Origin of the sequence: Planotetraspora sp. A-T 1434 (assembly GCF_025420585.1) — a bacterium.
GTDB lineage: Bacteria > Actinomycetota > Actinomycetes > Streptosporangiales > Streptosporangiaceae > JAOEGB01.
Genome location: NZ_JAOEGB010000041.1, coordinates 15611 through 34674, shown reverse-complemented (window position 1 = coordinate 34674; position 19064 = coordinate 15611). Strand labels below are relative to the sequence as shown.

The 19064-nt window shown below is 69.4% G+C and carries 18 protein-coding genes and 4 tRNA genes; 10 read left to right on the top strand and 12 right to left on the bottom strand.

What is annotated here, in order from left to right:
* Window positions 1-208: 208 nt before the first annotated feature.
* Window positions 209-283 (bottom strand) — tRNA-Val (locus tag N5079_RS33365).
* A 468-nt stretch (window positions 284-751) separates the two neighbouring features.
* Here N5079_RS33365 and N5079_RS33360 point away from each other — a divergent pair.
* Window positions 752-1168, top strand: coding sequence for an SsgA family sporulation/cell division regulator (locus tag N5079_RS33360; RefSeq protein WP_261588202.1), 417 nt, complete (start codon window positions 752-754; stop codon window positions 1166-1168).
* A gap of 5 nt (window positions 1169-1173) precedes the next feature.
* Here N5079_RS33360 and N5079_RS33355 read toward each other — a convergent pair whose 3' ends face one another.
* Window positions 1174-1779, bottom strand: a complete 606-nt coding sequence (locus N5079_RS33355; protein ID WP_261588201.1) for a DUF305 domain-containing protein — start codon at window positions 1777-1779, stop codon at window positions 1174-1176.
* 133 nt (window positions 1780-1912) lie between these two features.
* Between N5079_RS33355 and N5079_RS33350 the strand changes: the two genes are divergently transcribed.
* On the top strand, window positions 1913-3319 hold the full coding sequence (locus N5079_RS33350; protein ID WP_261588200.1) for an LVIVD repeat-containing protein: 1407 nt from the start codon (window positions 1913-1915) through the stop codon (window positions 3317-3319).
* A gap of 12 nt (window positions 3320-3331) precedes the next feature.
* Here N5079_RS33350 and N5079_RS33345 read toward each other — a convergent pair whose 3' ends face one another.
* Both N5079_RS33345 and N5079_RS33340 read right to left on the bottom strand, forming a co-directional pair.
* Window positions 3332-4162 (bottom strand): aminotransferase class IV, encoded by an 831-nt coding sequence (locus N5079_RS33345; RefSeq protein WP_261588199.1) that lies wholly within the window; start codon window positions 4160-4162, stop codon window positions 3332-3334.
* A 16-nt stretch (window positions 4163-4178) separates the two neighbouring features.
* Window positions 4179-5201, bottom strand: a complete 1023-nt coding sequence (locus N5079_RS33340) for a chorismate-binding protein (protein ID WP_261588198.1) — start codon at window positions 5199-5201, stop codon at window positions 4179-4181.
* A gap of 130 nt (window positions 5202-5331) precedes the next feature.
* On the opposite strand from N5079_RS33340, the gene N5079_RS33335 reads away from it, so the two are divergent.
* Both N5079_RS33335 and N5079_RS33330 read left to right on the top strand, forming a co-directional pair.
* Window positions 5332-5427, top strand: a complete 96-nt coding sequence (locus N5079_RS33335; RefSeq protein ID WP_261588197.1) for a RidA family protein — start codon at window positions 5332-5334, stop codon at window positions 5425-5427.
* A 115-nt stretch (window positions 5428-5542) separates the two neighbouring features.
* On the top strand, window positions 5543-5755 hold the full coding sequence (locus tag N5079_RS33330; protein WP_261588196.1) for a hexameric tyrosine-coordinated heme protein: 213 nt from the start codon (window positions 5543-5545) through the stop codon (window positions 5753-5755).
* A 5-nt stretch (window positions 5756-5760) separates the two neighbouring features.
* Here the strand turns inward: N5079_RS33330 and hutH are convergent, their stop codons facing one another.
* Window positions 5761-7308 (bottom strand): histidine ammonia-lyase, encoded by a 1548-nt coding sequence (gene hutH, locus N5079_RS33325; protein ID WP_261588195.1) that lies wholly within the window; start codon window positions 7306-7308, stop codon window positions 5761-5763.
* A gap of 158 nt (window positions 7309-7466) precedes the next feature.
* Here hutH and N5079_RS33320 point away from each other — a divergent pair.
* From N5079_RS33320 to N5079_RS33305, 4 genes are all read left to right on the top strand, one after another.
* Window positions 7467-7538: transfer RNA gene (locus N5079_RS33320), tRNA-Gly, on the top strand.
* Window positions 7539-7551: 13 nt separating this feature from the next.
* Window positions 7552-7622: transfer RNA gene (locus N5079_RS33315), tRNA-Cys, on the top strand.
* Window positions 7623-7634: 12 nt separating this feature from the next.
* A tRNA-Val gene (locus tag N5079_RS33310) sits at window positions 7635-7709 on the top strand.
* Window positions 7710-8110: 401 nt separating this feature from the next.
* Complete coding sequence (locus tag N5079_RS33305) at window positions 8111-9886, top strand: CBM35 domain-containing protein (RefSeq protein ID WP_261588194.1); 1776 nt, start codon at window positions 8111-8113, stop codon at window positions 9884-9886.
* 77 nt (window positions 9887-9963) lie between these two features.
* On the opposite strand, the gene N5079_RS33300 is transcribed toward N5079_RS33305, so the two are convergent.
* From N5079_RS33300 to N5079_RS33275, 6 genes are all read right to left on the bottom strand, one after another.
* Window positions 9964-10194 carry a hypothetical protein gene (locus tag N5079_RS33300; protein ID WP_261588193.1) on the bottom strand — a complete coding sequence of 77 codons (231 nt, stop codon included), beginning with the start codon at window positions 10192-10194 and terminating at the stop codon, window positions 9964-9966.
* Window positions 10195-10297: 103 nt separating this feature from the next.
* The gene (locus N5079_RS33295; protein WP_261588192.1) at window positions 10298-10438 is read right to left on the bottom strand and encodes a hypothetical protein; all 141 of its coding nucleotides are present in this window, start codon (window positions 10436-10438) and stop codon (window positions 10298-10300) included.
* Between the two features lie 204 nt (window positions 10439-10642).
* Window positions 10643-11443, bottom strand: coding sequence for an SAM-dependent methyltransferase (locus N5079_RS33290; RefSeq protein WP_261588191.1), 801 nt, complete (start codon window positions 11441-11443; stop codon window positions 10643-10645).
* A gap of 147 nt (window positions 11444-11590) precedes the next feature.
* Complete coding sequence (locus tag N5079_RS33285) at window positions 11591-12313, bottom strand: HAD family hydrolase (RefSeq protein ID WP_261588190.1); 723 nt, start codon at window positions 12311-12313, stop codon at window positions 11591-11593.
* 69 nt (window positions 12314-12382) lie between these two features.
* Window positions 12383-13051 carry a nucleotidyltransferase domain-containing protein gene (locus tag N5079_RS33280; protein WP_261588189.1) on the bottom strand — a complete coding sequence of 223 codons (669 nt, stop codon included), beginning with the start codon at window positions 13049-13051 and terminating at the stop codon, window positions 12383-12385.
* A gap of 36 nt (window positions 13052-13087) precedes the next feature.
* Entirely contained in the window at window positions 13088-14674 is a 1587-nt protein-coding gene (locus N5079_RS33275) for an AAA family ATPase (protein WP_261588188.1), read from the bottom strand.
* A gap of 142 nt (window positions 14675-14816) precedes the next feature.
* On the opposite strand from N5079_RS33275, the gene add reads away from it, so the two are divergent.
* Both add and N5079_RS33265 read left to right on the top strand, forming a co-directional pair.
* Window positions 14817-15812 (top strand): adenosine deaminase, encoded by a 996-nt coding sequence (gene add, locus N5079_RS33270; RefSeq protein ID WP_261588187.1) that lies wholly within the window; start codon window positions 14817-14819, stop codon window positions 15810-15812.
* Window positions 15813-15894: 82 nt separating this feature from the next.
* Window positions 15895-17145 (top strand): hypothetical protein, encoded by a 1251-nt coding sequence (locus tag N5079_RS33265; protein ID WP_261588186.1) that lies wholly within the window; start codon window positions 15895-15897, stop codon window positions 17143-17145.
* 15 nt (window positions 17146-17160) lie between these two features.
* Here the strand turns inward: N5079_RS33265 and nhaA are convergent, their stop codons facing one another.
* Window positions 17161-19041, bottom strand: coding sequence for a Na+/H+ antiporter NhaA (gene nhaA, locus N5079_RS33260; protein WP_261588185.1), 1881 nt, complete (start codon window positions 19039-19041; stop codon window positions 17161-17163).
* Window positions 19042-19064: the final 23 nt, after the last annotated feature.

Here is a 19064-nt window from a genome sequence, read left to right as displayed (position 1 = left end):
GAGCATGCCACGGCTCCGCATTTGTGGATAACGACCAAAAGCACGCATGCGCGGGCGCGCCGGGTGGTCGGCGCGAGCTTGCACGATGGCGCGGCTCGGTGACGGTCCGGGACGGGGCGTGACGTCTGATCCCGCGGTCCAACGACGGTCCAGATGACGAAAGGCCGGATCCCCGATCTTGGGGTCCGGCCTCTGAAATGCGCTAACGTGGTGGGCGATACTGGGATCGAACCAGTGACCTCTTCGGTGTGAACGAAGCGCTCTCCCGCTGAGCTAATCGCCCGGGATGGTCCGCACCTCGCGGTGCCGACGGGGAAAACCATACCGCAACCTAGGGGGTGCTGGCGAAAGCAATGGCGACGAGGCTCGATCGTCCGGCCTTCGCCAACAGCGTCGAAAGGTTCCCCGGAGAGAGCCCGGCGTGACGGTGTGGTGTCATAGCATCGTGATGCCCCATGCTCGACCGATACGCACCACCTAAGATCGTTTGCCCGCAACAGCAGGACCGGGAAGGCTCCAACGACGCGCAAAGTCAGAGTAAACATGCGGCTCTTGACGATGTTTGAGCAGGTAGATGACCGAATGTCAAGCTGTGATCTGCGTTACAGAAGGGCCTGGAAGCGGAATCTTTCCTACGGGTCTCTTCGTTCGTCTCGTAGCACGATTCTCGCAGCGCGAGCAGCGGACGAAGTCCGTCAAAGCAGTGAAAGCCCCTGTTAGGGGACCCGACGACGAAAAGGTTTGGCTGACGATGCACAGCACCACCGTCTCTGCCGAGCTGGGCCTTCGGCTTGTGGTCCCCGACCGTACTACCGTCCCGCTCCTCGCCGGTCTGAGCTATACGGCCGAAGATCCGTACGCCATCCGGATGGCCTTCCACGTGGGGAACGACGAACCGGTCGAGTGGATCTTCGCCCGCGAGCTGCTCACCGTCGGCATCGTGAGGCGCGTCGGCGACGGGGACGTCCAGGTCTGGCCGGCCCGCTCCGACGGCGAGCGCACACTCAACATCAGCCTCACCTCGCCCTTCGGCCAAGCGCTGTTCGAGGTCCCGCTGGCTCCGCTGACCGAGTTCCTGCACCGCACCTACGAGCTCGTCCCCGCCGGTCGTGAGACCGACTTCATGGACCTCGACGAAGAGCTCACCAACATGCTTTGGAGCTCATAAGGCCGCTATGACCGGCCGTCCAGGATCTCCCGCATGCGGGTGATCTCGATCTGCTGGCCGGACACCACGTCCTGGGCCATCTTCCGCATGGCCCGGTCCGTGCCGTCGCGCAGTTCCTCCCCCGCCATGCGGACCGCGCCTTGGTGATGCCTGATCATCAACTGCAGGAACAGGCTGTCGAACGCGGCGCCCCTGGCCGCCCGCAGGCGGTTCAGTTCCTCCAGCGTCGCCATGCCGTACCCCGGCTTGTGATCATGGGCGGTGGGCGCCTCGCGGCCGAGCGACTCCAGCCAGGACGTCATCACGGTGATCTCCGGCCCCTGGCCCGTCGTGATCCGGTCGGCGATGGCGGTCACCAGCGGCTCCGCGGTCCTCGCGCCGGCCAGCCCGGCCATCTCCAGCGCCTGCCTGTGATGGGGGATCATCGCCTCCGCGAAGCGGACGTCCGCACCGGTCGACCTCGCCTCCGAGTCGCCCAGCCGCTGCCCGGGCTTCGCCGTACGGCCGGGCTCTCCTGGGGCTCCGGGGACGAGGACGGGAGCCTGGGAGCCGGCGACGAGCGGGGTGGGCGGGTTGGCGGCCGAGCATCCGGCGAGTGCCGTGCCCGTCACGAGCTCAACCGATACGAGCCCAACCGTTACGAAAGCCGCCCACGCTGATCGCCCGCCCGACATAGTTTCCATACTGGGCTACTTTCCACCCGGCGGGGGAGCCCAGGGAAACCCGGGCCCGATGGGGGGACAAGTGAAACGACCGATTCTCACGGCCGTCCTGGCCGCCGTCCTTTGTGCGGCCGCCTGCAGTTCCCCTCCCCCGGAGAATCACGAAACACTGGGAAACCCCACGTCACGCGCCACCGGCATCCCCGGGCCGGACGAGATCCGGCACAGCGACAACATGAAGGTGATCGCGAACGTCCCGCTTGACGCGCCGTTCAACGGGCCGGAGGCGTGGGGCACCGACCTCGCCTTCCAGGGCGGCTACGCCTTCGTCGGCAACTACGAGGGGTTCACCGTGGCCGACATCAGCGATCCGGCGCACCCGAAGGCGGTCGCCCGGGTGGAGTGCCCCGGCGGGCAGAACGACATCTCGGTCTCCGGCGACCTGCTCTTCCTCTCCATCGACGAGCCGCGCACGGACAACACCTGTGCCAGCTCCCCGGGCGACCCCATGAGCGAAACCGAGTGGGAGGGCATCCGGATCTTCGACATTTCGGAGAAGTCGGATCCGCACTACCTCGCGGCGGTGAAGACCGAGTGCGGCTCGCACACGCACGCCATCGTCCCCGGAACGACCTCGGACACGCTCTACCTCTATGTCTCCTCCCCCGGGCCGACGCCGGGCTCGAAGAGCTGCCCGCCGCCGCACGAGAACATCTCGATCGTGGAGGTGCCGGTCGACAGCCCGGCCCGCGCCAAGGTGATCGCGAAGCCCGAGCTGTTCAAGGACCGGAAGCTCGACCAGAGCGACGCGTACGCCGCGGCCGGATGCCACGACATCACCGTCTACCCGGAGAAGAAGCTGGCGGCGGGGGCGTGCTTCGGTGACGGCGTCCTGATGGACATCTCCGACCCGGTGAAACCAAAGGTGCTCCAGATGGTGACCGACAAGGAGAACTTCTCCATCTGGCACTCGGCGACGTTCAACGACGCGGGGACCAAGGTGGTCTTCAGCGACGAGCTCGGTGGCGGGATCGCCCCGACCTGCGACGGCTCCGGGAGCCCCACCAAGGGCGCGGACGCCGTCTACGAGATCACGGCGGACCGCAAGCTCGTACGGCACGGCTTCTTCAAGATCCCTCGGGTGCAGAGCTCGAAGGAGAACTGCGTGGCGCACAACGGGTCGCTCGTCCCGGTGCCAGGCCGGGACATCATGGTCCAGGCCTGGTACATGGGCGGCGTCTCGGTGTGGGACTTCACCGACTCCGACCACCCGAAGGAGATCGCCTACTTCGAGCGCGGGCCGCTGAAGCCGGGTTTGCAACTGGGCGGGTCCTGGTCGGCGTATTACTACAACGGCTACATCTATTCGAGCGACATCACCAAGGGCCTCGACGTCCTCCGCGTCGACGACCCGCTCACCGACCCCGCCAAGTCGGTCCGCATGAAGGAGCTCAACGTCCAGAGCCAGCACTCGTACGGCGGAGCCTGAACGCCGGCCCCGTCACGGGTCGAGGTCGGCCGCCGACCGCTCGGCGAAGGCCTTCATGGCCGCGAGGGTGACCGGTCCGGGCGCCTGCGGCAGGGCCTTGCCGTCCACCAGGCGGATCGGCTGGACGTCACGGGTCGTGGAGGTGAGGAACGCCTCCTCGGCCTCGTACAGCGCCGAGATCGGGACGTCGGCCTCCTCGCCGCCGCACCACTCCAGGGTGAGCGCACGGGTGACCCCGGCGAGGCAGCCGGAGGCGAGGGTCGGCGTCACGAGGCGGCCGCCGGTGACGATGAAGATGTTGCTGCCGGTGCCCTCGCAGAGGTTCCCGGCCAGGTTCTCGAAGATCGCCTCGCCGCCGCCGCGCTCCTTGGCGTACGCGAGGGCCTTGGCGTTGTCTCCGTAGGACGTGCTCTTGACGCCCGCCAGCGCGCCGCGCTCGTTGCGCAGCCACGGCACCACGGTGACGTCCGCGGTGGCGGGGAACGCCTTCTGCTCGGCCACGACGATGATCGTGGTCGTCCCCTCCGAGCCGCGGTCGGAGCCGAGCGGCCCCGGCCCGCTGGTGTAGGTGACCCTGATCCTGGCCAGCGGCCACTTCGGCGCGGCGGCCAGCGTCCGCCGCACCCCGTCGGCGATCGAGGCCAGGTCGGGCTCGGGAAGGTCCACCCGCTTGGCCGAGAGGGCGAGGCGGTCGAGGTGCCGCGTGAGGGCGAAGGACTCCCCCTCCACGGCCTTGATCGTCTCGAACACGCCGTCGCCGACCATGAGCCCGTGGTCGAACACCGAGACCACGGCTTTCCCGGGCTCGAGGAGCTCCCCGTTCACCCAGATGGGTACAGCCATCTCCACAACTCCATCTCTATGCTTCCGGCCCAATGCCTTCCCGCCCGTTCCGCGACGCGAGCCCGAGGAGCCGGGCCGCCTTCAGCTCGGTCTCGCGCCACTCCAGCCGGGGGTCGGAGCCCCACGTGATGCCCGCTCCGGTGCCGAACCGGAGCGTGTCGTGCTCGATCCAGAAGGTACGGATGCCGACGGCCAGCGCCGCTTCGCGGCGGTCGGCGTCGACCCAGCCCACCGCCCCACAGTACGGCCCGCGGGGCTCCGGTTCGAGCTCGTTGATGATGCGGACCGCCGAGTATTTCGGGGCCCCTGTCACCGAGCCTGGGGGGAACGTGGCGGCGAACAGCTCCGGCCAGCCGACCCCCTCGGCGAGCCTCGCGCGCACCGTCGACACCAGATGCACCAGCCCGGGGTGCTCCTCGATCTCGAAGAGCGAGGGCACCGACACCGAGCCTACCCTGGCCACCCGGCCGAGGTCGTTCCGGACGAGATCCACGATCATCAAATTCTCGGGGTAGTCCTTCTCCAGGAGATCACCCGCGGTGACCCCGGTGCCCTTGATCGGCCTGGACTCGACGACGTCGCCGCTGCGCGACAGGAACAGCTCCGGCGACGCCGACACCACGACCAGCCCGGGGACGCACACCACCGCCGCGTAGGGAGCGGGGTTTCCCTCCGCCAGCCGTACGGCGAGCGCGAGCGGATCCGCCCCTGCCGGAAGCGGGGCGGACAGGATCCGGCACAGGTTGGCCTGGTAGACCTCCCCCTGCTCGATGTAGTCCCTGATCCGCTGGACGCCGCGCTCGTATCCGGCCTGGTCGAGCGAGCTCCTCCACGCCTCGGGGGCCGGTCCGCGCCAGGGGTCGACCGGCCGCGGAAGCGGCGCCCGCCGTACGTCGCCGAAGCGGGCACAGGTCACCTTGCCCTCGTAGGACACGACGACCGCCCACCACCCGGAGCCGTCGAGAGCGGCCAGATCGGTGGTCACCTCCCGCAGTCCGGTGGCCAGATATCCCCCGATATGGGCGAAAGCGTCGCGCACGGGTCCATTCTTTCCGGGCCCCTCACCACGCCGGGCCGTCCCCCCTCTGGAGAAGCCGGAGCAGTGCGCGGGCCGCCGGGAGCGGGGCCGAACGCGGCAGGGCCGCGTAGACGTTCCGGCGCGGCGCGAAGTGGCCGAGCCCCCGGCCGGCACCACCGTCGAGGTGCCCCGGTTGTTCCGGCCGGGCCTGCTGATCGAGATCGAGATGGTGGCCGCCATCGCGTGAGCGACACGGTGCACGGCCGACACCCCGGGTGCGGTGCCCGGCCCACCGTCGGCCGTTCCACCGCTCCGGAGAGCTAGTGTGTCGTTGCGAACAGCGACAGAACGGGGGTTGATCAATGGAACTCGTGCCGGGCAACTCGCTGATCACCGCGAGTCCCGAGGACGGCCGGGCCCTGGCCGTCCTGATGGCCCGCAACACGATCCACGCGGTCCGGCCGGACGTGGAGGTGCTCACAAACACCATGGACTCGGAGACGCTGACCGCCGCGGCCCACATCGTCTCGATCGAGTTCGCCACCATCGCCGCGGCGAACGACTACTGGCGCTGATCCCCCTACGCGAGGGGACCGGTCGCGGTCTCCGCGGCGGCGACCACCGAGCCGTCGCCGACGAGCTGGACCACCGTCTCGATCTCGGGGGCGAGGAACCGGTCCGGCCCCGGACCTTCGACCGACTCGCGGAGCGCCCGGACCACCGCCCCGGTCCCCGCACCCGGCTCGTACGGCTTGCGCAGGTCGAGGGCGCGGGCGGCGGTGAGGACCTCGATGGCGAGCACCCGGGTGAGGCCGTCGATCGCGCGGCGCAGCTTCCGCCCGGCCGACCAGCCCATGGAGACGTGGTCCTCCTGCATCGCCGAGCTGGGGATCGAGTCGACGCTGGCGGGGGCGGCGAGCCGCTTCAGCTCGGACACGATGGCGGCCTGGGTGTACTGCGCGATCATGTGGCCGGAGTCCACACCGGGATCGTCGGCGAGGAAGGCCGGCAGCCCGTGGCTGCGCGCCACGTCCAGCATGCGGTCGGTCCGCCGCTCCGCGATCGACGCGACGTCGGCGACCGCGATCGCGAGGAAGTCCAGGACGTACGCCACGGGGGCGCCGTGGAAGTTGCCGTTCGACTCGACGCGGCCGTCGGCGAGGACGACGGGGTTGTCGATCGCGCTTGCCAGCTCGCGGGCGGCGACCGTCGCGGCGTGGGCGACGGTGTCCCTGGCCGCTCCGGCGACCTGGGGCGCGCAGCGCAGGGAGTAGGCGTCCTGGACGCGGGTGCAGGAGCCGTCCCGGTGGGAGGCCATGATGCCCGAGCCGTCGAGGAGTCCGCGCATGTTGGCCGCCGCGGCTGCCTGTCCGGGATGCGGCCGCAGCGCCTGGAGATCGGCGGCGAAGACGTAGTCGGTGCCCAGCAGGGCCTCGACGCTCATGGCAGCGCTGATGTCGGCGGTCTTGAGCAGCCGGGTGAGGTCGTGGATGGCCAGCACGAGCATGCCGAGCATGCCGTCGGTGCCGTTGACGAGGGCGAGCCCCTCCTTCGCGGCCAGCTCGACGGGCTCGATGCCGCTCTGCTTGAGCGCCTCCGCCGCCGGCTTCAGCCTGCCCTCGGCGTCGCGGACGACCCCCTCCCCCATGATCGTCAGAGCGACGTGGGACAGCGGGGCCAGATCGCCCGAGCAGCCGAGGCTGCCGTACTCGTGGACGACGGGCGTGACGCCCGCGTTGAGCAGCGATTCCAGGACTCTGGCCGTCGTGGGGCGGACGCCGGTGTGGCCGGTGGCGAGCGTGTGCAGGCGCAGCAGCATCATGGCCCGGGTGACCTCGGTCTCCACCTCGGGGCCGGATCCGGCGGCGTGGGACCGGATGAGGCTCCGCTGGAGCCGCGCCCGCAGCGCCGGGTCGATGTGCCGGGTGGCCAGAGCGCCGAAGCCGGTCGAGACGCCGTAGGCGGGCGTGTCCCCCTCGGCCAGCTCCTCGATCCTGCCCCGGGAGGCAGCCATCTCGGCGATCGCGTCGTCCGTCAGCCGTACGGCCGCTCCGTGCCTCGCGACCCGGATCACGTCGTCAAAGGTCAGCGGCTCAGGCCCGACCGCTACGGCCCCGCTGTCGTGCATCGTCCCACTCTTTCCTGGAAAGGTAACCAGCGTATTGCATGTTAGCTCCTTACAGCCGGTCGAGGGCACCACCCGGCCGGCGCCGATTTGGGGAGTCGGCGCGGATTCGATAAAGTGCTCTGCGTGAGTCCGGCCGGCGGACAGCCGGCGGACATCGCGCGGAAGTGGCTCAGTGGTAGAGCATCACCTTGCCAAGGTGAGGGTCGCGGGTTCGAATCCCGTCTTCCGCTCGGAGCTTCACCTGGTGGAGTGGCCGAGAGGCGAGGCAGCGGCCTGCAAAGCCGCGTACACGGGTTCAAATCCCGTCTCCACCTCTGGTAGTTCGAGGGCGATTAGCTCAGCGGGAGAGCGCTTCCCTGACACGGAAGAGGTCACTGGTTCAATCCCAGTATCGCCCACCATCCGCGAGAACCCCAGACCGGCCGGTCTGGGGTTCTCGCGTTTTTGGCCCCCCGCCCCCATCACGCCGTGATCATGCACAGATTCCCTCGCATGCCGTACGACCTGCGCGGACGTACGGCGCGATCATGCAATGCCAGATCACGAGGAACAAAGCCCCAGGCGGAGAGCCGCTCGCCGGAACCCGTGCATGATCACGAATGGTGAAGCGCGAGGTAGGAGATACCGCAGGGAACCTGTGCATGATCACGACATGATCACGAGGAAAGGCGGGCGGGATTTGGGCCCCCGCCACTACTTGACCTGATATATCACCCGATGATCCGATTTAGCTGTCAACAGGTGGCGCCTCGTCTGCTCTGGGTGGAGGCAACGGGGCGCGCGCTCGGCAGAAAGGGAAGCCGTGCATCAATCGACCCGTGCTGGGCTGGTCTTCTTCGCCCTGCTCGCTCTCATCCTCTCCGCCCTTCCGAACCTGGCCGCCCAGGCGGCTACCAACCGCTACGAGGCCGAGAACGCCACAATCTCCCAAGGAGTTCTCGAAACGACCCACACCGGGTTCTCCGGCACCGGCTACGTCAACGGCGACAACGTCACCGGCAGCTACGTCGAGTTCGCCGTGAACGCGCCCGTCGCGGGCAGCGCCACCGTCTCGATCCGCTACTCGAACGGGACCACCACCAACCGGCCCGCGAACATCGCGGTCAACGGGACGGTGGTGTCGGCCAACCGGGCCTTCAACAGCACCGGCACGTGGGACACCTGGGCCACCGCCACCCTCACCGCGACGCTCAACGCGGGCGCCAACACCGTGCGGATCACCTCGACGACGTCGAACGGCAACCCCAATCTCGACTACCTCGAGGTCGTGACCTCGGACACGCCGTCGAGCGAATATCAGGCCGAGAGCGCCACGCTTAGCCAGGCCGCCGTCGCGTCCAACCACACCGGCTTCACCGGCACCGGCTTCGTCGATTACGTGAACACGACCGGCGGCTACATCGAGTGGACCGTCAGCGCCGCGTCGGCGGGCACAGCCTCCCTCGTGCTGCGGTACGCCAACGGCACCACGACCAACCGCCCGCTGGACATCTCCGTCAACGGCACCGTGGTCGCGGCCGGCAAGGCGTTCAACGCCACGGCCAACTGGGACACGTGGGCCGACGCGACCATCAGCGCCCCGCTCAACGCCGGGACGAACACGGTCAGGGCCACCGCGACGACCGCCAACGGCGGGCCCAACATCGACAAGCTGACCGTCATCGGCGGCGGGACGGACGACACGCAGGCGCCGAGCGTCCCCACCGGCCCGCAGGTGACCGCCACGACCGCCGCCAGCATCTCCCTGTCCTGGACGGCCTCCACCGACAACGTCGCCGTCACCGGCTACCGCGTCTACGAGGGGTCCACGGTCGTCGCCACCCCGAGCGGGACCACGGCCACGGTCAGCGGCCTGGCCGCCTCCTCGACGCATACCTACACGATCACCGCCGTGGACGCCGCGGGCAACGAGTCCGGGCACAGCTCCGAGGTGACCGGCACGACGAGCGACGGCAACCCGTCCAACCCGTACGGCGACCCGAACCTGGTGTCGATGTTCAACGGCACGACCCTGGACGGCTGGACGCCGCACGCCGCCAACGGCTGGACGGTCCAGAACAACGCCATCCACGGCACGGGCGCCAGCAGGGGATGGATCTACTACAACAAGAAGCAGGTCGGCAGCTTCCGCTGGATCTTCAACGTCAGGCAGGTGGTCGGCGACCACGCGCCCACCGTGCTGATCTGGGGCACGACCGACCCGATCCGCGACGCTCTCAGCGCCATCCAGTTCCAGCCGCCGAACGGCGGGCACTGGGACTACCGGCCGGGGCACAACGACGGCGGCGGCAGCCTGTTCACTCAGCTTCCGCACACCAAGATCGACATCCACGTCTGGAGCCAGTGCGAGATCGTGGCCAACCAGACCACCGGAGTGGCCCGCATGGCCTGCTGCCCGCTCCCCTCGGGCGCCACGACCTGCAAGGGCGTCGAGGTCCTGCGCTTCAAGGACCCCACCGCCGGACGGGTCGGCCCGCTCGCGATCCAGGTGCACAACAGCGGGATCCAGGACGAGTACCGCAGCCTCTACGTCGAGTCGCCCGTCGTGACGAGCCCCGACGAGTTCATCACGACCTGACGGCTTCAACACGGTCTGACGGCGTGACGACCTGACGGCGGCGGCCGCCCGGGGGTCCGTCCCCGGGCGGCACGCCGTCAGGCGGACTCGGTCAGAAGCCGGTCCAGGAGCTCCAGGGCGGCCTGCCGTACGTCGTCCGGGGTAATGCCGTCCAGCGCGGCCCTGGCCTCGGCGAGGTCCCGTGTGGTGGCGCACGTGATCGCCACCGACTTGGCGGCGGCGTGGCTCAACGACCCGGCCGGCGCGCTGTCCGCGAGTTCCTGGGCGCTGGCGGCGACATCGAGGTTGTCTTTGGTGGATGAGGTCAACGGTTCTCCTCGAGTGGTGGCGGCGCCGCTGACGAGTGCGGTTCCCCGGATTCTCTCATCCCGGGAACGACCGGGTGCGCGGGAGCCACGCGACGAGGCCGCGTCATCCGTGGAGCGCGGCGCGGAAGGCCTGAGCGAGTTCGAGCAGGTGATGATCGTCGCGGGCGGTGAGCTGGAGGTCGACGAAGAGCTCATGGACCCCGGCGGCCGCGGTGGCGGAGAGGTAGCCGGCAACCTGCGACACCGTGCCGGCGCCTCCTCCGGGATGCTCCGTCTTCCCCGGGATAACCGTCCTTCGGAGCGAGCGAGGTCAGCAGCCGGTCGCCGACCCAGAGCCTGTCGGAGCCGAGCGACTCGGCTTCCCGCGCGACGAGCGTGACGATCTCCGGCGACCCGAACCGCCCGTACTGGGCGAGTGCCAGACCGATCTCCACGTCAGGGCTCGCCGTCAGATCTTGCGGCCCACGCCGCAATATATGAGTGACGACTCCGGCGGGTCGATGAATTCGGGCTGGAGGGGCCGCCATTCGGGCAGCCAGACCAGGCCCGGATCCACCAGCTCGAACCCGTCGAACAGGGCGCGGATCTCGTCACGGGTCCGCGGCGTCGCCGATGCGGTGGTCTTGGAGTAGACCTGCGTACCGGCCCTCACTGCCTCGGAGCGGCCGTCGAGGGTGCCGTGTGACAGGACGAGATAGCTTCCCGCTGGCAGCGCCTCCCGCAGAGTGGTGAGGATGCGAGCCGGCTCGTCCTCCTCGGAGATGAAGTGCATGACCGCGACGAGAAGCAGGCCGATCGGCTTGCTGAAGTCGAGGGCCTTGACCACGTCGGCATGGTTGAGGATCTCCTCGGGATCCCTCAGGTCACCCTTGACGACGGTGGTGTGACCGTCCCCTGCCAGGAGCGCTCTGGCGTGGCCGAGCACGATCGGATCGTTGTCCACATAGACAACCCGGGCTCCTCCGACGACCTCGCCCGCGACCTCGTGGACGTTGCCCTGGGTCGGCAGCCCCGTGCCGATGTCCAGGAACTGCGTGATGCCGGACTGCGCGAGAAATCTCACCGCCCGGCCGAGAAAGGCCCGGTTCTCCCGAGCGGCGAGCCGCACCTCCGGGGCGACGGCCAGCAGACGCTCGGCCGCCTCGCGATCGGCCGCGAAGTTGTCCTTGCCACCCAGGTAGTAGTCGTACAGCCGGGCCACACTGGGCGTGTTCGGGTCGAAGGCCCACGATTCACGTTCTTGCCCCAACAGGACTCCCCCGCGCGCGTTGATCCCAACAATGATCAGCATAACTTCCATCTGGATTTGTCAGCACTCGCGTGCCCGAGAAACCGTGCGGAAACCACGAAATCGTGCAAGGCGTCGAGCGCCGACGCCGTGTTGTGCGGGGAGACCTTACGGCGTGCTATCGCCCAGGATGAGATCGGCGGCTACCGACAGGTCCGTGGCGTACCGCTCCACGCCTTCAGGCGGCAGGCCCTGTTTCCGCCACAGCAGGACCGTCTGGATGCCGTGTCTCGCAGGCCCGAGAACGTCGGCCTCCACGCTGTCGCCGACCATCCAGAGGGCGGCGCCGTCGGGCAATGCCGCCCGAGCGGCCTTGTAGGCGAACTCATGCGGCTTTTCATAACCGGTCAGGGCTGAGGTGATGATCGCTTGAAAGTACGGGGCTAGGCCGAGGCGCTCGACCAGGTCGGCCAGCTCCGGTGCGTGGTTGGAAAGGATCACCTGCGGTATGCCGGCGTCGGCGATGCGCCGCAGGGACTCGTGCACGCCGGGGTACAGCCGCCAGCCCACCCCCTCATCCAGATAACGCTCGCGGACCTGGGGAGCCATCATGCGCGCCGACTCGTCGGGATAGCCAAGCCTGCGCAGGACGCCTCCGAGGAGTCCGGTTATCTTGTCCCACCAGGCATCTGGATCGCAAAGTTCGGGATGCCCCTGCTCAGGGGTATGCCAGGGGAATCCCGTGCGCATCAGCGCAGCGATATCCTCCCTGCGAATCGGATCGTCTGGATTCTCAGCCCGCACGATTTCCAGCAGGCAGCCCGACCACAGACCTGGCCGTTCGGCGAGAGTGCCGTCGAAATCCCAGATCACTCCACGGCTTTCGGTCATCTTGCCCTTTCCTTCAAGGGATGCGGCTGCTCGCGGGAATCTCGGCGAGCCAGTCCGGCAGGACGGCGGTCACAGGGAGGATCTCCGGGCGGTGATCAGGAAGTCCTCCACCGTGTCCCGGTCCGGGCGCTCGGGAAGGACGCTTCCGACCTCGGCGATCTGAGCCGCCAGTTCGTCACGCCACCGCCGCACCTCCGGCCAGTCCAGGTCGCCCCGCCGTACGGCGAGCAGGCGGTCGCGGTGGGCGTCCACACGGACGAGCGGCTCGCCGTGGCGGGCCAGGTGCAGGCCGCTGAGCAGCAGCCGGATCATGTGCATGGCCATCTTGCGCGGCCTCACGTCGCCGTCCGGCGAGTCAAGCGACCCCAGGCGGCGGAGCTGCTCATCGGCGTAGCCCGCGAACGTGCGCTCGGCCTTGCGGGACAGGAACGCCTGGCGGATCGCCAGCAGGCCGTCGCCCAGCGGGCCGGAGTGCTCGACGATCGGGGACCACAGGCACTCCAGCACCGTCGGGTTGGCCTGCAGAGCCAACACGCAGAAGCGCTCGATCTCCCAGGAGAACTGCTCCGGCATCGGCCCCTCGACATGCGTCGGAGGCTTGTCCAGGCGCCAGAACAGCGGCGTGGGCGCCACGAAGACCCCCCGCCGGTCGACGTCCGAACTTTCGGTTTCCAGCCCGTACGCGCGCGACCCGACGACCACGGACAGCACGGTGTGACCCGGCACCTGGAGTTCCATGACGGCGGATACTGCCACAGGCGCGCTACCGCCGGGTCAGCCCTTCCAGCCGAAGAGCTCATCAAGCCCGAAGAGGACCACCTCATCGGGATGGTTCCCGGCCTCTTTGAGCAACGCGTCGGAGAAGCCGTACATCGAGAAGATGACCAGCTTGGCGTCGGCGGCGCGGCGTCGCTTCGAGAGAAGCTCGCGGATCCGCCGCAGCCGCTCCAGGTCCTTCATGCCACGTGGCCGCCGTGTGGCCTTCGCCTCACCGATCACCACGATCCGCGCCTTCTTGTCACGCGGCACCGCGTACGGCTCCAGCCCAACGAGGTCGACCTCGTGGTTCTTGCGGGTCTCGGGGTCGTGGACGGTGGTCCAGCCGCGGTAGCCGATCTCGATGCCACGATTGCGTAGCATACGGGAGGCACTGGCGGACACGACCTCCTCGAAGGCCGGGCCCAGGACCTGGGAGCGGAAGCGACTCGCGGAGTGCTCCCAGACCTCGCCCGGATCGCCCGCGTCACGCAGCAGGTCTACCGCCGGCTCGACCACGGCGTAGTGGAAGCGGATGACCGGGTCGCGAAGCCGCAGCACATACTCGCTGGACGGAAAGAGCTCAGAGCGCTCGTCGACGTAGCCCATCGCGACCAGCCGGTCGACGATTGGCTCCATCTCCTCCTTGGGTTTCTCCAGCACACCGCCCACCTGGGTAGCCGTGGTGGCTCCATCGGCGATGGCTTTCATCGCCTGCTGGTAGATGACCTTGTCTCCGGCGCGCGGGTCCTCCCTGAGCAGGTGCCAGATCTCGGTCTCCGTGAGGAAACCCGGCTTGGGGGTGAGCAGAGTCCTGGCGACCCACGAGTCGAAGTCGGCGAGGGTCTGAGGGGGACGCAGGCCGGTGCGATCCTCGGTCAGCTCGAGGTAGCCGGCGGCACCGCCCAGTACGGCGTAGAGCAGAAGAGCGACCTCCCGATCGTGGATACCCCAGAACCGCGCCATGTCGATGTGGTCGAACGGCTCCACGGTCATCGTCCAGGCGAGCCGCCCGAAGAGGGGCCGCGAGCCATGACCCAGCTCTTGCATGATGGACATCGCCGAGCCACAGAGCAGCAGCTTCCCTTGGATAAGCCGGTCGAAGTAGCCGAGCCGCAGCCCGCCACGCGCGCTCTCGCGAGGCCGGAACATACGCGTGTCATACAGCTGGTGCAGGATCGACTGCAGGACAGGAGTGTCGCGGAGCAGGTAGGGGAACTCATCGATGATGACCGGCGGGACCATGTCCTCCGTCCGGCGGGCGAAGGTGACGTCCATCGCCGCCTCCAGCAGCCGGTCCCACGTGTCGGCCTGGCCGAGCGGCATCACGTTGATCTCCGCGGCGCGGGCCGGCTCGTAGGCGGCGATCTCGGCGCGGAGGCGTTCCTGGGCCTCCAGAAGGCTGTCCTCCTGGCGGGCCTCGTAATAGAGACCGCCGGCCTGCTCGCTGAAGCGCCCCAGTAAATAGGTCTTGCCAGCCCTCCGGCGTCCCGTGACAGCCGCGATCGACGCCCCGGGCCGTTCCGGCCGGCGCGGGCGCAGGAAGTCCGACAGGATCTCCCAGTCCTTGTCGCGGTCGACGATCTCCGCGGGTTTCTGCAGCACCTGTCCAGGTTAGGCTGCCGGGATCCGGCCTCGCCGGGCAATCGGGGAGGCGGTTCCGGAGGGGCGTTCCGCGGGGTAAGGCGGAAACCCCGCGGGGGAAAATCGGATGCCGGCCCGGTGGAGGTTTCCTATCCTCGCGAGCATGCGGGACCTCACGCGGCTGCCGAAGGCTCATCTGCACGTTCACCTGGAGAGCACGGTGCGGCCCTCGACACTCCGGGAGATCGCGACCGCGAACGGCGTGGACCTCCCTGGTGGGACACCGCTCGCCTTCAGCGGCTTCCGCGAGTTCGCCGACCACAACTCGCTGGTGCGCGGCTGCCTGCGCCGGCCGGAGGACTTCCGGCGGGCCGCGCTGGAGTTCTGCGAGGACGAGGCGGCGCAGGGCACCGGCTACGCGGAGGTGACGTTCACCGCGGCCTCCCATGGCGAGAGGCTCGGCGATCTGGAGATGCCGCTGGAGGCCGTGCTGGACGGCCTGGCGGAGGGGCGGGCGGCGTACGGAATCGAATGCCGCGTGTTGCTCGACCACTCCCGGCGGCGGTCGGTGGAGCGGGCCTGGCGCACCCTGCAGCTGGCGACCCGCTACGCCTCCGGCGGCGTCGCGGGCATCGGGGTGGCCGGGGAGGAGTCCTACGCGCTGGCTCCGTTCGCCGACGTCTTCCAGGCGGCCGGGGACGCCGGGCTCCATGTGGTGCACCATGCGGGCGAGTGCCGCGGAGCGGAGAGCATCCGCGAGGCCGTCGCTCTCGGCCGCACCGAGCGGCTGGGACACGGGATCCGCGTGCTGGAGGACGACGAACTGGTCGCGGAGGTGCGCGATCGCGGGATCCCGCTGGAGGTGTGTCCATCGTCGAACGTCGCGCTCGGCGTGGTCGGCTCCCTGGCCGCCCACCCGCTGCCCCGGCTCCGCGACGCCGGGCTGGTCGTCACGGTCAACACCGATGTCCCCTCCATCATCGGGACGTCGCTCGCGAACGAGTACGCCCGCGTCAGAGACGCCTTCGGGTACGGCGACGCGGTCATGGCCGAGCTCGCCCGCGCCTCGATCGACGCGTCGTTCGCGCCCGCGGAGACGAAGGACAGGCTGCGCCGCCAGGTCGACGCCTGGCTGGCCCCTCATCCGTCACATAAGTAGACAGGGGTTTCTTCACATAGGGTGCCGACATTCTGGAATGATCTCGGAGATATCCCCGTCGGACATCGAGAGCCAGTGACTGATGCCACCTATTGATCAAATAACCGCGTTCGCGTCGGCCCATCCGGTCGGAACAGTCATCATCTGCGTGTTCGCCCTGGTCCTCCTGGCCCTGGCCTACGTCGCCCTGCGCGCCGCCGTCCGCGCCACGACCCAGCTCTTCCGCCGCTACGCCGCCAACCGCCCCGCCGAGGACATCCTCACCATCGTCGCCGCTAGCATCGCGACCGGCGTGTCCGCACAGGGCATGTGGCGCTTCTCCGGCGACGTGCTTGGATTCGACGGGCCGCTGCGGCTGCTGCTCTTCGCGTTCATCGAAGTCGCCGTGATCACCAGTGCCGTGCGGGCCCGCCGCAACATGCGGGAGAACTACTCGGCGGGCATCGACGGCATCGCCGTGTGGGCGCTCACCGGCCTGTCGGCGGTGCTGTCGAGCATGGACGCCCGCAGCGTCGCCGAGGCGCTGTTCCGGCTCGCGGCCCCGCTGGTGGCCGCGTGGCTGTGGGAGCGCGGCATGGCGATCGAACGGCACCGCATCACCGGCCGTGCCCGGATCAACTGGCGGCTGACCCCCGAGCGGGTGCTCGTCCGCGTCGGCCTCGCCGAGGCCAGCGACCGCACGGCGAGCGAGGTGGACGCCCATCGAAGGCTGACCCGCGTCGCGCTGGCGGCCAAGAAGGCCCGCGCGCTGCGCGAGGCCGGGGCGTCGGACCGCAAGATGCGGACCGCCCTCGCCCAGCTCGACCGGGCGATGGACCGCGCGGTGGAGTACACCGGCCTCGCCATCGACGAGAAGCGCCAGGAGGCGCTGCTGTCGCAGATCGGTGCGCTGTACAACACGTCGGCGCTGATCGACCTGAGCCCGCCGGTGCCGTGGGCGCCCGAGGCGGAGCCCGCTCCCCCGGCGCTGCCCTCGGGAGCCGTCAGGGCCACCATGCTCGATGACGACGACGAGGAGGATTCGGGCGTCGCGGAGCCCGCCGCCCCGGTCGACACGGCCCAGCGCGCGGCACTCGTGCGGGCGGCCCGGGACTACTGGGACCAGCAGATCGAGCGCAAGTTCGTCCCCCGGGCGGCCGACATCGCCCAGGAGATCGGCATCCCGCTCAGCACCGCCCGCGAGTGCCGCGCCCTGTGGAAGCTGGAGCCGCGGGCGCACGCGCTGCTGGAGGCCGCGTACAACGAGCACGGCATCATCGACACGGGCACCTTCCCCGCCATCGAGGTGCCGGAGCGCGTCCTGACGGTGAACGGCTCCTCCGCGGAGCACTGATCCCCCGCCGGTCGCCTACGACACCAGGATCGCTCGCGCCTTCGCCGCCCGCACGGCGGCCGAGAGCGTCGTGATGTCGTAGGCGCCGTGGTGCCGCCGGCCGTTCACGAAGAAGGTCGGCGTGCCCGAGACGCCGCTGATGTCGGCGGAGTCGATGTCCTCGGCGATCCGGGCGGCTCCCACGTGGTCCTCCAGGTCCCGGCGGAACCGCTCGACGTCGAGCCCCAGGCCCTCGGCGTAGCCGACGAGGTCGGGAAGCAGAAGGTCGCCCTGGTGGTCGAGCAGCAGGTCGTGCATCTCCCAGAACGCGCCCTGCTCAGCCGCGGCCTCGGCCGCCTCCGCCGCGAGCTGCGCGGAGGGGTGGACGTCGCGCAGCGGAAGGTGCCGCCAGACGTAGCGGACGTCCCCGAAGTCCCTGAGCAGCTCACGCACGACCGGCTCCGCCATGCCACAGTAGGGGCACTCGAAGTCGCCGTACTCGACCACGGTCACCAGCGCTTCGTCCGGGCCCCGCAGGTGGTCGCGCTCCGGATCGACGGGAGCGGCGAGGTCGATGATGCTCTCGGCGGTGCCGAGCACCGCCCGGGTCCGCACCAGGGGCGGCAGCAGGGCGATGGCGCGGGAGAGGATCCAGGTCAGCACCGACGCCAGCAGCGCCGCCGCCAGAATGCCGAACTTGGCCTCCTCCAGCCGCTCCCCGCTGAAGGCGAGGGTGGCGATCAGCAGGGAGACGGTGAAGCCGATCCCGGCGATCGTGCCGCCGCTCGCGACGGCCGCCCAGCCGACGGGTGGCCGCACGCCGCCCCGGGTCAGGCGGGTGACGAGCCAGCTCGACCCGATGATCCCGATCGGCTTGCCCACGACGTAGGCCAGCACGATTCCCAGCGTGATGGGTGAGGTGAGGGCCCGCGACAGGAAGTCGCCGCTGATCGCGACCCCCGCGTTCGACAATGCGAAAAGGGGCACGATCAGATAGCTCGTCCACGGGTGGTAGATCTGCTGGAGCCGGTCGTTCGGCGAGAGAGCCCGGGCCAGCCCCACACCCGCCGATCTGGCCAGCTCGGGGGTCGGCTGCTCGCGGAAGAGCCGGAACAGGTCGGTCGCACGCTCCAGGTCGCCGCGCGCCGCCGGGGACGCGTAGGCCACCATCCCCATGGCCAGGCCGAGCACGACCGGCTCCACGCCCGACTTGAACAGCGCCACCCAGGCCGCCACCCCGAGCAGTGCGTACACGATGCCCTGCCGTACGCCGAGGGACCGGACGAGGAGGACCACGGCGAAGATCCCGGTCGCGGCGAGAAGCGCGAGCGGCCGCACGTGCTCGCTGTAGAAGATCGCGATCACGCACAGCGCGACGAGGTCGTCCACGACGGTGACGGTGAGCATGTAGGTGTGCGCGCGGGCGGGGAGCCGCCTCGCCACCAGGGCGAGCATCCCGAGGGCGAACGCCGTGTCCGTCGACATCGCGGCGCCCCAGCCGTGCACGGACGGCAGGCCGGCGTTGAACAGAAGGTAGATCGCGACGGGGACGATCATGCCGCCGACCCCGGCCACGAGCGGGAGCGCCAGCCGCCGGCGGTCGCGCAGCTCGCCCATGTCGAACTCGCGCCTTGCCTCCAGCCCCACGACCAGGAAGAAGAACGTCATCAGCCCGGTGTTGACCCAGTGCCGCAGGTCCTGGGACAGGCCCCAGCCGCCGAGGCGGATCGACAGCCCCGTCCCCCAGAGGGCCTCGTACGACCGGAGGTCGATGTTGGCCCACGCCAGGGCGGCCAGCGTGGCGGCGAGGAGGATGGCGGCGCTGCCGGTCTCGGTGCGGAGGAACTCGCGCAGAGGCGTGTCGAAACGCCGCACCCACGCGGTCCGGCCCGACAGGGTTCCCTGGGATTCCGTCACGTCTCATCAGACATTTACCGGCG